The organism is Nocardioides albidus, assembly GCF_006335005.1.
GTDB lineage: Bacteria > Actinomycetota > Actinomycetes > Propionibacteriales > Nocardioidaceae > Nocardioides > Nocardioides albidus.
Genome location: NZ_VDMP01000023.1, coordinates 40,757 through 53,589, shown reverse-complemented (window position 1 = coordinate 53,589; position 12,833 = coordinate 40,757). Strand labels below are relative to the sequence as shown.

At 72.7% G+C, this 12,833-nt stretch carries 11 protein-coding genes and 1 riboswitch; of the genes, 4 read left to right on the top strand and 7 right to left on the bottom strand.

Annotation, left to right across the window (positions count from 1 at the left end):
* Positions 1 to 29 precede the first annotated feature (29 nt).
* Positions 30 to 1,016, top strand: coding sequence for a malate dehydrogenase (locus tag FHP29_RS09995; protein WP_139622729.1), 987 nt, complete (start codon positions 30 to 32; stop codon positions 1,014 to 1,016).
* Between the two features lie 75 nt (positions 1,017 to 1,091).
* Here FHP29_RS09995 and FHP29_RS21660 read toward each other — a convergent pair whose 3' ends face one another.
* The 5 genes from FHP29_RS21660 to FHP29_RS09970 all read right to left on the bottom strand — a co-directional run bounded on the left by FHP29_RS21660 (position 1,092) and on the right by FHP29_RS09970 (position 6,200).
* Positions 1,092 to 1,322 carry a DUF3017 domain-containing protein gene (locus tag FHP29_RS21660; protein ID WP_158296534.1) on the bottom strand — a complete coding sequence of 77 codons (231 nt, stop codon included), beginning with the start codon at positions 1,320 to 1,322 and terminating at the stop codon, positions 1,092 to 1,094.
* A 113-nt stretch (positions 1,323 to 1,435) separates the two neighbouring features.
* On the bottom strand, positions 1,436 to 2,305 hold the full coding sequence (locus tag FHP29_RS09985; protein ID WP_139622727.1) for a bifunctional methylenetetrahydrofolate dehydrogenase/methenyltetrahydrofolate cyclohydrolase: 870 nt from the start codon (positions 2,303 to 2,305) through the stop codon (positions 1,436 to 1,438).
* Positions 2,306 to 2,506: 201 nt separating this feature from the next.
* Entirely contained in the window at positions 2,507 to 4,111 is a 1,605-nt protein-coding gene (gene purH, locus FHP29_RS09980; RefSeq protein WP_139622726.1) for a bifunctional phosphoribosylaminoimidazolecarboxamide formyltransferase/IMP cyclohydrolase, read from the bottom strand.
* Positions 4,112 to 4,150: 39 nt separating this feature from the next.
* Positions 4,151 to 4,226, bottom strand: a riboswitch (ZMP/ZTP riboswitch).
* A gap of 12 nt (positions 4,227 to 4,238) precedes the next feature.
* Positions 4,239 to 4,853 (bottom strand): phosphoribosylglycinamide formyltransferase, encoded by a 615-nt coding sequence (purN, locus tag FHP29_RS09975; RefSeq protein ID WP_240044428.1) that lies wholly within the window; start codon positions 4,851 to 4,853, stop codon positions 4,239 to 4,241.
* A 27-nt stretch (positions 4,854 to 4,880) separates the two neighbouring features.
* Positions 4,881 to 6,200 (bottom strand): cell division protein PerM, encoded by a 1,320-nt coding sequence (locus FHP29_RS09970; protein ID WP_139622724.1) that lies wholly within the window; start codon positions 6,198 to 6,200, stop codon positions 4,881 to 4,883.
* A gap of 145 nt (positions 6,201 to 6,345) precedes the next feature.
* On the opposite strand from FHP29_RS09970, the gene FHP29_RS09965 reads away from it, so the two are divergent.
* The 3 genes from FHP29_RS09965 (at position 6,346) to FHP29_RS09955 (ending at position 10,364) form a co-directional block, all read left to right on the top strand.
* A complete protein-coding gene (locus FHP29_RS09965; protein WP_139622723.1) occupies positions 6,346 to 8,298 on the top strand; it encodes a SigE family RNA polymerase sigma factor in 1,953 nt (650 codons plus the stop codon).
* 115 nt (positions 8,299 to 8,413) lie between these two features.
* A complete protein-coding gene (locus tag FHP29_RS09960) occupies positions 8,414 to 8,923 on the top strand; it encodes an RNA polymerase sigma factor (RefSeq protein WP_139622722.1) in 510 nt (169 codons plus the stop codon).
* The gene (locus FHP29_RS09955; RefSeq protein WP_139622721.1) at positions 8,916 to 10,364 is read left to right on the top strand and encodes a hypothetical protein; all 1,449 of its coding nucleotides are present in this window, start codon (positions 8,916 to 8,918) and stop codon (positions 10,362 to 10,364) included. Before FHP29_RS09960 ends, FHP29_RS09955 begins: the two co-directional genes overlap by 8 nt.
* A 64-nt stretch (positions 10,365 to 10,428) precedes the next feature.
* On the opposite strand, the gene sucD is transcribed toward FHP29_RS09955, so the two are convergent.
* Entirely contained in the window at positions 10,429 to 11,325 is an 897-nt protein-coding gene (gene sucD / locus FHP29_RS09950; RefSeq protein ID WP_139622720.1) for a succinate--CoA ligase subunit alpha, read from the bottom strand.
* A gap of 14 nt (positions 11,326 to 11,339) precedes the next feature.
* The gene (gene sucC / locus FHP29_RS09945; protein ID WP_139622719.1) at positions 11,340 to 12,506 is read right to left on the bottom strand and encodes an ADP-forming succinate--CoA ligase subunit beta; all 1,167 of its coding nucleotides are present in this window, start codon (positions 12,504 to 12,506) and stop codon (positions 11,340 to 11,342) included.
* Positions 12,507 to 12,833: the final 327 nt, after the last annotated feature.

Genomic DNA, 12,833 nt, shown 5'->3' with positions numbered 1-12,833 from the left:
TCCCACCGCAACCCCCTGAGGAGTCTCCAGTGAGCACCACCCCGCTCAAGGTCGCCGTCACCGGCGCAGCCGGTCAGATCGGCTACAGCCTGCTCTTCCGCATCGCCAGCGGCGCCATCGCCGGTGACCGTCCCGTCGAGCTGCGCCTGCTCGAGATCGAGCCGGCCCTCAAGGCCCTCGAGGGCGTCGTCATGGAGCTCGACGACTGCGCGTTCCCGAACCTCGCCGGCGTCGAGATCGGCGCGGACCCGGAGAAGATCTTCGACGGCGTCAACCTCGCCCTCCTGGTCGGCGCACGTCCGCGCGGCCCGGGCATGGAGCGCGGCGACCTGCTCTCCGCCAACGGCGCGATCTTCACCGCCCAGGGCAAGGCGCTCAACGCCGTCGCCGCCGACGACGTGCGCATCGGCGTCACCGGCAACCCGGCCAACACCAACGCCCTGATCGCCGCGAGCAACGCCCCCGACATCCCCAAGGAGCGGTTCTCGGCGCTGACCCGCCTCGACCACAACCGCGCGATCTCGCAGCTGGCCGCCAAGACCGGCTCCGCGGTGACCGACATCAAGAAGATCACGATCTGGGGCAACCACTCGGCCACCCAGTACCCCGACATCTTCCACGCCGAGATCGCCGGCAAGAACGCCGCCGAGGTGGTCGACGACCAGGCCTGGATCGCCGACACCTTCATCCCGACCGTCGCCAAGCGCGGCGCCGCGATCATCGACGCCCGCGGCGCCTCCTCGGCCGCGTCGGCCGCGTCGGCGACCTGCGACGCCGCCCGCGACTGGCTGAACGGCACGCCGGCCGACGACTGGGTCTCGATGGCGGTCGTCTCCGACGGCTCCTACGGCGTGCCCGAGGGCCTGGTGTCGTCCTTCCCCGTCACCACCAAGGACGGCGAGTGGGAGATCGTCCAGGGACTCGAGATCGACGACTTCTCCCGCGGCAAGATCGACGCCTCCGTCGCCGAGCTCGCCGACGAGAAGGCCGCCGTCACCGAGCTGGGCCTGATCTGATCCCCGGCTGATCACTGCCGTACGACGAAGGGCCGGTGCCGCGCGGCACCGGCCCTTCGTCGTACCCGCTGGAGGTCAGCTCTGCTCGGGGATGCTCGCGGCGAGCAGGACGAGACCGACCGCCACGGAGACCAGGATCGCGATGTCGAGGAACCGGTGGCGGACGGCGAGCATGCCGGCGTCCTTCTCGGGCAGCAGCAGACGCAGCCCGGCCGCGCCGACCAGACCGCCGGACATGATCCGCAGGCCGACCCGCCAGTCCGAGGCCGACGCGACGACGAGACCGATGCCCACGACGACCAGCACGGCGATGTAGCCGGCGCCGCCGATCGTCGAGGGGTAGCGACGCGGCTCGTCGACCGGCTCGTCGACCGGCTCGTCGACCGGCTCGGCCTCGGGAGGGTCGGTGCTCTCGTCGTTCAGCGCGCTGCCTTCCCGGTGAGCGCCGCCTTCTCCGCCATGGACACCACGTTGGCCAGCAGCATGGCGCGCGTCATCGGGCCGACTCCGCCGGGGTTCGGGGAGACCCAGCCCGCGACGTCCCACACGTCGGCCGCGACGTCGCCGGCGATCTTGCCGTCGACCCGGCTGACGCCGACGTCGAGGACGGCCGCTCCGGGCTTGACCATGTCGCCCGTGACGATGTCGGGCACGCCGGCGGCCGCCACGACGATGTCGGCCTTGCGCACGTGGGCGGCGAGGTCGACGGTGCCGGTGTGGCACAGCGTGACCGTGGCGTTCTCGGAGCGCCGGGTCAGGAGCAGCCCGAGCGGACGGCCGACGGTGATGCCGCGGCCGACCACCACGACCTCGGCGCCGGCGATGGCGACGCCGTGACGCCGCAGCAGCTCGACGATGCCGTACGGCGTGCACGGCAGCGGCGCCTCGTTGCCCAGCACCAGCCAGCCCAGGTTGGTCGGGTGGAGTCCGTCGGCGTCCTTGGCCGGGTCGATCAGGCCGAGCACACGGTTCTCGTCACGCCCGCGCGGGAGCGGGAGCTGGACGATGTAGCCGGTGCACGCGGGGTCGGCGTTGAGGCCGGCGACCGCGTCCTCGATCTCCTCCTGGGTGGCGACCTCGGGCAGGTCGACGCGGATCGAGGCGATGCCGACCTCGGCGCAGTCCTTGTGCTTGCCCTTGACGTACCAGCGCGAGCCCGGATCGTCGCCCACGAGCACCGTGCCCAGGCCGGGCGTGATCCCCTGCTCGCGCAGCCGGTCGATGCGGGTGCGGAGTTCGTCCTTGATGGCGGCGGCGGTCGCGCTGCCGTCGAGCGTCTGTGCGGTCACGGGGGTGATCCTCCCAGATGGATGTATGGGGCGTGTCGGGCGTCAGTGTCGGCTTGCCGCAAGGCCCGGGCGGGAGCTACGGAGGACAACGCGGCGCGGCAGCGCGGCGCCCCGCGGCGAAGCCGCGTCGGCGTGGGCCCGCGGGCCGAGCGCAGCGAGCGCCCGTGCGGCCCGCGCCGACCGGCGACGCGCTCGCGCAATCTAATGGAAGAAGTGGCGGGTGCCGGTGAAGTACATCGTCACGCCGTGCTTCTTGCAGAGCTCGACGGTCTCGTCGTCGCGCACCGAGCCGCCGGGCTGCACGATCGCCTTGACGCCGGCGTCGAGCAGGATCTGGGGACCGTCGGCGAACGGGAAGAAGGCGTCCGAGGCGGCGACGGAGCCGCGGGCCCGCTCGATGGATCCGGCAGCGCCCTCGACCAGGGTGTTCGCCCGCTCGACGGCGAGCTTGCACGAGTCGACCCGGTTGACCTGGCCCATGCCGATGCCGACCGCTCCGCCGTCCTTGGCGAGCAGGATCGCGTTGGACTTGGCGGCGCGGACCGCCCGCCAGGCGAAGGCGAGGTCGGCGAGGGTGGTCTCGTCGGCGGCCTCGCCGCACGCCAGCGTCCAGTTGGCCGGGTCGTCGCCCTCGGCCTGGAACCGGTCGGCGTGCTGCATGAGCAGTCCGCCGCTGATCGGGCGGGTCTCCACGCCACCGGCCGCGAGCGGCTCGGCGACGAGGATCCGGAGGTTCTTCTTCGCCTGGAGCACCTCCACCGCGCCCTCGTCGTACCCGGGCGCGACGATGACCTCGGTGAAGATCTCGGCGACCTGCCGGGCCATCTCGACGGAGACCGGGACGTTGGTCGCGATGACCCCGCCGAACGCGGAGACCGGGTCGCACTCGTGGGCGCGGCGGTGGGCCTCGGCGACGTCGGCGCCGACCGCGATGCCGCACGGGTTGGCGTGCTTGATGATCGCGACCGTGGGCGCCTCGCCGTGGTCGTACGCCGCGCGGCGGGCCGCGTCGGTGTCGACGTAGTTGTTGTAGGACATCTCCTTGCCGTGCAGCTGCTCGGCGGCGGCCAGGCCGCCGGGGCCGAAGCCGGAGCGGTAGAGCGCGGCGGGCTGGTGCGGGTTCTCGCCGTAGCGGAGCACGGCCTGCTTGTCCCAGGTGCCTCCGATCCAGGCCGGGAAGCCGGTGCTCTCCCCGCCCTCGACCGAGGAGTCGGTGAGCACCGAGCCCATCCAGGAGGCGACCTGGACGTCGTACGTCGCGGTGTGGACGAACGCCTTGGCGGCCAGCGCCTTGCGCTCGTCGTAGCTGAAGCCCTCGCCCCGGGCGGCCTCGAGGGCGCGGGCGTAGTCGGCGCCGTCGGTCACGATCGCGACCGAGGGGTGGTTCTTGGCGGCGGCGCGGACCATCGAGGGGCCGCCGATGTCGATCTTCTCGATGCAGTCGTCGACGCCGGCGCCGGACGCGACCGTCGCCGCGAACGGGTAGAGGTTGACCACGACCAGGTCGAAGGGAGCGACCTCGAGCTCGTCGAGCTGGCGGACGTGGTCGGGCAGGCGGCGGTCGGCGAGGATGCCGGCGTGCACGCGCGGGTGCAGCGTCTTGACGCGGCCGTCGAGGCACTCGGGGAACCCGGTGAGGTCCTCGACCTTGGTCACCGGGAGGCCGAGGGACTCGATCAGGGCGGCCGATCCGCCGGTCGAGACCAGCTCGACGCCGGCCTCGTGCAGGCCGCGGACCAGGTCGTCGAGGCCGGTCTTGTCGAACACGGAGACCAGCGCGCGCTTGATCGCGATGTGGTCGGTCATGGTTCCTCACTCCTCATGGGATCGGTCGGTCGATCTCGATGAGGGCACCCAGGCGGTCGATGCCGGCTCGTCACTCCCTGGTGGTGGCCCACCCGCGCCAGTCGTGTGACGGCGATCCTACGGCGGGTCAGCCGCCGAGGCGAACCCGTCGACCCTCGACGCTGAAGCCCTCGCGGGCCATCCGGCCGACGGACTCGACGAGCATGGCGCGCTCGGCGGTCTTGATCCGCTCGTGCAGGGTCTCAGGCGTGTCGTCGTCCTCGACCGGGACGACGGTCTGGGCCACGATCGCGCCGGTGTCGACACCGGCGTCGACGACGAACAGGGTGGCGCCGGTGACCTTGACGCCGTACTCCAGCGCGTCCGCGGGCCCGTGCATGCCCGGGAACGACGGTGACAGGGCCGGGTGGGTGTTGACGGTCATCCCGCCGAAGCGCTCGAGGAACCGCTCCCCCACCAGCTTCATGAAGCCGGCGAGCACCACGAGATCCGGCTCGAAGGCGGCGACCTTGTCGGCCAGCGCGCGGTCCCAGTAGCCGCGGCTGCTGTGGTCGCCCACCTTCGCCACGAAGGTGGGCACGCCGGCGCGCTCGGCGCGGGCCAGCCCCTCGATGTCGTCGCGGTCCGCGCCGACGGCGACCACCCGGGCGCCGTACGCCGGGTCGGCGCACGCGTCGAGGAGGGCCTGCAGGTTGGTGCCCGATCCGGACACGAGGACGACGAGGCGGGCGGGCGCGGACACGGCCCGGATCCTAGTCGGGCCCGGGGGTCAGGAGCGACGCGGCAGCCGGGCGCGGACGGCGCGCAGGACGGTGCGGACCCGGCCGTCGGCGTCGCGCTGCCACCAGCACACGAGGAGCGCCCCGGTCACGCCGCCGACGCCGAACGAGGTGATCGCGTGGAGGAGGACGTCGAAGGTGTAGGGCCCGACGTCCTGCATCCGGCCCGGGCCCACGGCCCCGCCGGCGAAGGCGGAGACCAGGGCCAGCACGACGCCCGCCGTGATGCCGCCCGCGCAGCCACGGATCGCGGCGCGGTCCCAGGCGAGCACCGGCCGGTCACGCTGGATCCCGCCGGCGACGAGCGCCGCGAGCAGGACCGGGGTCAGCATCAGCCAGTCGGTCCAACCCGGCTGGGTGCCCTGGTGCGGAAGGGCGGCGAGCAGCGGGAACATCGGCAGGGGTCCGAGCACGACCACCGTGGTCGAGACGGTGGTGCCGGTCCCGACGGTGAACCCGGGACCGAGCAGGTAGGCGCTGGAGAACAGCAGGGCGTTGGGCAGCAGGAGCAGCGTGAGCACCGTCATCAGCAGCACGGCGCCGGCGTCGGCATGCAGCTGGGAGACGACGTTGGCCGCCGTGGAGAAGTCGAGCACGAAGGCCGCGATCAGCGCGACCAGGCACACCAGCGCCCAGCGGGTCAGGATCCGACGGGCCACGAGGACCACGTCGCGCACCGTGGGAGGGACGACGGGCAGCCAGATCGCCGCTCGACCGGAGCCGAACGCGATGGCCGGTCCGCCGACCCCGATGCCGAGCAGGACGCTCCACAGCACCACCCGGGTCGGGATCGGTGAGGAGGACGCGGTCGCGGCGAGCGAGGCGGTGAGGACGCCGACGACGGCATAGGCGACGGTGAACAGCCCGGCTGCGTAGGGGACGGTGAGGTCGCGTGCGCCGTCGGCGATCCGGTCGGCGTCGGGGCCGTGTCCGGAGACCGACTCGCCGACCCGGTGACCGACCCGCCAGACCACCCACGCGCAGAGCACGGTCAGCCCGAGCGGCATCGCGGTCAGCCGGGTGCCCTCGACCACGACGGTCGAGCCATGGGCCATCAGCCAGCCGTGGGCGCCCACGCGCAGCGCCCCGCTGGGCGCGCCCTGTCCTCCGGCGTCGGTCAGGAACCAGCCCACGACGGCGACGGCCATGCACACCAGGAGCGGCGCGCCGGCCGCGATCACTCCCCCGATGCTGGCGGTCGGCACCAGCGGGCGGGTCGTGGCCAGCTGGCGCCTGAGATCGGCGTCGGAGGCTGGCCCGGATCGTCCGGGTCCGCTGCGGCGCGCCGTCGGCGACTGGAGGGACGTCATGGTCCGTCCATCTTCACGCGCGGACCCGGCCGGTCCCGGCCCGCCACGCCGGAAAGGCGAGGAACGCCGGGGCCGGCAGGGAGACGATCGACACCCCGAGGGCGGTTGGGGTCCGCGGCCGGCTTCGGCGTAGGTTGGTGCGGCCATGACCGTGGACGACCAGGCGAACCCGAGCGCCGAGCACCCCCGGCCCGCCTACGTGAGCAGCGCGGACCTCACCAGCAGCTTCGACGCCTTCTACAAGGACGCCCGCGAGCGGCTGCTCCTGCAGACCTTCGCCCTCACCGGCGACCTCGCCGTGGCTCGCAGCGCCGTCCGCGAGGCGTTCGTCGTGGCCTGGCACCACTGGCGCAAGGTCGAGCGGCTCCCGGAGCCGGAGTCCGCCGTCCGCCCCGACGCCTGGCGCAAGGCGCTGCGGCGGGCGAGCACCCGGCCCTGGCACCGCAAGAAGGACCTCGACGAGGAGACCCGGCGGACCCTGGACGCCCTCGGCGCCCTGCCGGTGGTGCAGCGCAAGGCACTGCTGCTCACCCAGCTCGCCGCGGTCACCATGGACGAGATGGCCCACGAGATCGGGCTGCCGACCGAGGCCGCCGAGCGCGAGCTGCAGCACGGCGCCGCCCACTTCGCGACCGCCCTGGAGATCCCGACCTCCGCCATCCCGCTGGCGCTCAACGCGCTCGCCGACGCCACGCGCTCGGTGACCTGGCCGCGGGTGACGATCATCCGCCGCGCCGGCGCCGCGCGGCGCCGTACCCACACCGTCATCGGCGCCGCCGCGGCCGTGGTCGCGCTCGTCGCCGGCGGAGCCGTGGCCACCGACAGCACCGGCGTCCGTCCCACCCTGGACCGCGAGGACGTCCCCGCCGCGGGCGGGCCGCCGCCGGCCGGGCCCGCGATCACGACCCTGCCGGACACGGCGCTGGTGCCGGTCGACGCGCTCCGCCAGGCGGTCCGCGGGCGCGGCTGGCAGCTGGGCACGACCACCGACAACTCCACCGGCAACGGCCTGGTCCTGCCGTGCCAGCCGGCGCGGTACGCCGATCCGCAGGGCACCGCCGCATGGGTCCGCACCTTCCGCGACGGCGCGCAGCCCAAGGCCCCGCGCGACGTGGTCCAGGTCGCCGAGGCCTCCTCCAACGAGCAGCGCGCCCTGCGCACCTACCGCCACGCCCGCCGCTGGTTCGCGACCTGCCCCTCGCCCGACGAGGACGCCACCCAGGTCCCGCGCGTGCAGCTCGTCAGCACCTCCGACCTGCCCGGCGTCGGGGACCAGTCGACGCTGTTCGTGCTCCGCTCGCGGCCCGAGGCGACGACGTACGTCGTGGGCGTGGCCCGCAGCGGCCTGTTCACCACCGTCACCTCGCTCGCCACGAGCATGCCCGCCGCCCGGGCCAACCGCGCCGGGGTCGCCCGGCTGCTCGCGACCGCGGTGACCCGCATCTGCGCCCTGCCCGACGCCGGCGGCTGCGCGGACCCGAACCCGGTCCCGGTGCCTCGCACGCCGCTCCCCGCGGGCGAGGTGCCCGGGATGCTCTCGGAGATCGACCTGCCCCCGATCACGCCGGACCCGGGCCCGTGGGTCGGCACGCCGGCGGCCAAGCTGACCGAGGACCGGATCGACGCCGGCGCCATCGGCTGCGACACCGTCCACCTCTCCGGCACCTTCCGCAACAAGGCGATCCAGGGCAACGAGTTCCGGACCTTCGTGTTCAGCGGCGCCGACCTGCCGCCGCAGGTCGGACTCACCCAGACCGTCGGCGCCCTGCCGGCCGGCGCCGCCGGCGGCTTCGTCGCCCGCTTCCGCGAGCAGATGACCGCCTGCCCCGACCTCGACGCCACCACCGGCACCGAGGTCGTCGAGCTGCTCAGCACCGGCAAGGGCCCGCAGGCGCTCTCGGCCTGGCACCTGAGCACGGCACTGCCCGGCGATCGCACCGTCGAGTACGACGTGGCCGTGCTGCGCCAGGGCACGGCCGTCTCGGTGCTCGTCTACGTGGCCGCGCCCAAGGCGCCGATGGCGAACGACGACTTCGTGGCGCTCGCCCAGCGTGCCCTCGAGCGGTTGGGCCGCACGGCTCCCTACGATCCGAGCTGATCTGGGCTGATCCTGGGCTGATCGGAACTTTCTCGACGAACCTTGCAACCGGCGGGCGCCTTGCGGCGTATCCACCTCGAGAGTCCGCATCCGCGGAGCACGAGAGGAGGTCGACGTGGACGCTGCCGAGTTCGACGAGTTCTACACGGCCTCGTTCCGCCGGGTGAGCGGACAGGTCTACGCCATGATCGGCGACCTCGACGAGGCCACCGAATGCACCCAGGAGGCGTTCGCCCGGGCCTGGGCGCACCGGCGCAGGCTGGATCGCGCCGAGCACCCCGAGGCGTGGGTGCGCACCACGGCCCACCGGCTCGCGGTGAGCCGCTGGCGCCGCCGCAAGCGCGGCGAGCGCTCCCCCGACCGGGCCCTGCAGGCCACCGGGGTCGCCAGGGCCGTCGACGAGTCGCACGTCGCTCTCGTCGCCGCGCTGAGCCGGATCCCCGAGGCCCAGCGCCAGGCGCTCGTCCTCCATCACATCGCCGACCTCCCCGTCCACCAGGTGGCGGCCGAGGTCGGCGTCCCCGAGGGAACCATCAAGGCCCGGCTCAGCCGGGGCCGGGCGGCCCTGGCCGCCCTGCTGGCCGACGAGCCCGGCCGGGCGGAAGGAGGAGCGACCCATGCCTGACCACACGGCTGATTCCAACGGGCACGACCCCATCGACGAGCTGACCCGCTTCGGCGCCGGGCTCGCAGGAGGAGACATGCCGCTCTCTGCCGCCGAGGTACGCCGCCGGGGCGACCGGATCCGCCGTCGTCGTACGGCGCTCGTGGCCGGTGGCGCGGCCGTCGCCGTCGCCGCCGTCACCGTGCCCGTCCTGCTGGTCTCCGGACCCACGGGCCCCGATCGCGACCTGGTGACCAAGGACCCGGCGGGCCTCGGCCGGGCCGACCTGCTGACCGACGACGACACGCTCTACAGCGACGGGGCGGACTGGTTCGCCACCCAGACCTTCGAGGGGGACGGCCAGGCGGCCTTCCACCTGTGCGCTCGCGAGAGCCTTTCCGGCCTCGGCGCGACCGCCGTGCTCCAGCGGGAGTTCGAGCTGCGCAACACGCGGGATCCGGAGGTGCCGGTCTCCGGCGACCGGTTCGCCGAGGCCATCGCGCAGTTCCCCGACGCCGCGACGGCGTCCGCGGCGTACACGACGATCTCGCAATGGGTCCAGGACTGCTCGGAGCGGGCCGCCGGCAGCGGCACTCCGGACTACTCGGTGGTCGAGCCGCGCCAGGTGGACGCCGAGGTCGACGACAGCCAGGCGCAGATCATCGACGCTCACTACGGACCGGTGCCGCAGGACATCGATCCCAGCGGCGACGCCGCCTACATCGCCGAGACCGGCCTGGTCCGGGTCGGCGACCGGATCGCGGTGCTCGGCTCGAGCATCATCGGCCAGGACTACAACTTCGTCGACGGCACCCCCGTCGAGCGGATGATCCCGGTGGCCGCCGACCGGCTCCGGCCGGGTGCGAACGAGCCGACCGACCCGACGGCCGCGCCCGGCACCCGGATCCCCGACGGCTTCCCCCTGACCGCCGGGTGGCCGGCGACCGGCAACGAGACCGACCAGCCGCTGACGGGCCCGATGCGCGGACTGGACCCGATCGCCCTGATCGCGTGCGGCACCTCGCCGACCGAGCCGCGCCGCTCCGACCGGCTCTCCGCCGAGTGGGTCGACGTCGAGGACGTCCGCTTCCGGCAGGTCACCACCCACCCCAGCGAGAACGCCGCCGCCGAGGTTGCCGCTGCCATCGCCGCCGTCTACGAGGCCTGTCCCGAGGGACCGGCCGACCACGACGGCGTCCCACGCTGGGAGGTCCGCGACATCGACGCCGGCGACGAGGCGTTCGCCGTCCTCGGCTGGCAGCAGGCGGCCGAGAGCGGCGGGACCACCCCGTTCGGCGACACGACGCTCGTCGTCCGGGTCGGCCGGGCCGTCCTCGTCGAGACCCGCGGCGGCCACGCGGGCAATCCGCAGGGACGCGAGCAGGAGGTCGTCGATGCGATCTCCGCCGATGCCGCCCCGGTGGTCGACGCGATGTGCGCCTTCACCGCCGCCGGCTGCTGAGGACTCCGGACGACGAAGGCCCGCCACTCCCCTGCGGGGGCGGCGGGCCTTCGCGGTGCTCAGGTCAGAGCGACTGCAGGATCTCCCGAGCCAGCGCGGCAGTCTCGGACGGCGTCTTGCCGACCTTGACGCCGACGGCCTCGAGCGCGTCCTTCTTCGCCTGGGCGGTGCCCGCGGAGCCGGACACGATGGCGCCGGCGTGGCCCATGGTCTTGCCCTCGGGGGCGGTGAAGCCCGCGACGTACCCGACGACGGGCTTGGTGATGTTGGCCTTGATGTAGTCCGCGGCCCGCTCCTCGGCGTCGCCGCCGATCTCGCCGATCATCACGATCACCTGGGTCTCCGGGTCCTCCTCGAAGGCCTGGAGGGCGTCGATGTGGGTGGTGCCGACGATCGGGTCGCCGCCGATGCCGATGGCGGTCGAGAAGCCGAAGTCACGCAGCTCGAACATCATCTGGTAGGTCAACGTGCCCGACTTCGACACCAGGCCGACCGGGCCCTTGCCCGCGATGGTGTGCGGGGTGATGCCGGCCAGCGACTCGCCCGGCGTGATGATGCCGGGGCAGTTGGGGCCGATCATCCGGGTCGACTTGCCCTGCAGGTAGGACCACACCTCGGCGGTGTCCTGGACCGGCACGCCCTCGGTGATCACGACGATCAGCGGGATCTCGGCGTCGATGGCCTCGATGCAGGCGTCCTTCGTGAAGGCCGGCGGGACGAAGAGGACCGACACGTTGGCGCCGGTCTCCTTCATGGCCTCGGCGACCGTGCCGAAGACGGGGAGCTCGACGTCGTTGCCGTCGTGGTCCTTGTGCGAGACGGTCGTGCCGGCCTTGCGGGCGTTGACACCACCGACGATCGTCGCGCCCGAGTCGAGCATGAGGGCGGTGTGCTTGGCACCCATGCCGCCCGTGATGCCCTGGACGATGATCTTGCTGTCCTTGTTGAGGTAGATGCTCATCTGTCCCGTCCCTCTCAGACGTTCGCCAGCTCGGCGGCCTTGTCGGCCGCGCCGTCCATGGTGTCGACCTGCGTCACGAGCGGGTGGTTCAGCTCGTCGAGGATCGCGCGGCCCTGGTCGACGTTGTTGCCGTCGAGGCGGACGACCAGCGGCTTGGTGGCCTTGTCGCCGAGGAGCTCGAGAGCGCCCTTGATGCCGTTGGCGACCTCGTCGCACGCGGTGATGCCGCCGAAGACGTTGACGAACACCGACTTGACCTGCTCGTCGTTGAGGATGACGTCGAGGCCGTTGGCCATCACCTGCGCGTTGGCGCCGCCGCCGATGTCGAGGAAGTTGGCCGGCTTGACGCCGCCGTGCTTCTCGCCGGCGTACGCGACGACGTCGAGGGTGCTCATGACCAGACCCGCGCCGTTGCCGATGATGCCGACCTGGCCGTCGAGCTTGACGTAGTTGAGACCGAGGTCCTTGGCCTTCGACTCCAGGGCGTCGGCCTCCTCGCGGATCTCGAACTGCTCGTGGTCGGGGTGACGCACCTCGGAGGCGTTGTCGTCCAGCGACACCTTGCCGTCGAGGGCCTCGAGCTTGTCACCGGCGAGCCGGGCCAGCGGGTTGACCTCGACGAGCGTGGCGTCCTCCTCGACGAAGACCTTGTAGAGGTCCTCGATCATGGTGACCGCCTGCTCGAAGACGGGCTCGGGGAAGCCGGCCTCGGTCGCGATCTCGCGCGCCTTCGCCGCGTCGACACCCTTGCCGGGGGCGATCGCGATCTTCTTGACCGCGTCGGGGTTGGTCTTCGCGACCTCCTCGATCTCGACACCACCCTCGACCGACGCGATGCAGAGGTACTGGCGGTTGGAGCGGTCCAGCAGGAACGAGAAGTAGTACTCCTCCTCCGGCGGGGTCGCGGGCGTGACCAGGACGCGGTTGACCGGCAGGTCCTTGATCGTCAGGTTCAGGATGTCGGTCGCGTACTGGAAGGCCTCGTCCGGCGTCTTCGCGAGCTTGACGCCACCAGCCTTGCCACGGCCACCGGCCTTGACCTGCGCCTTGATGACGGTCACGCCACCGATCTGCTCCGCCGCGGCCCGCGCGTCCTCGGCGGTCTCCACGACCGTTCCGAGGGTGGTGGCCACACCGTGCTTCGCGAAGAGCTCCTTCGCTTGGTACTCCATCAGGTCCACTGATACGTCCTCACGTCTTGGTCAGAGGTTCGGTGCGCACAGTGGCACACCCCCCGGGCACGATAGTCCTGACCCACCAGTAGGACGAGCCCGGGCACCGCTGGCTGGACGGACGTGAGCCACGTCACGCGGCCGATGGGTTTCGGCGTTCGCCTGACCGTCCCCAGGAGGGGGCCTACGATTTTCGGGGCCGTGCCGGCATCGGTTAAGGTCGGCACGCACGTTTCACCCGGCTGTCACCGGACGGCCACCTCGGCTGGGGCCGTCACTCGGGGCCGCCAGGAGCTGGGCACCAGGGGCGAAACGCGCCTGCACGATCGTCCCCCC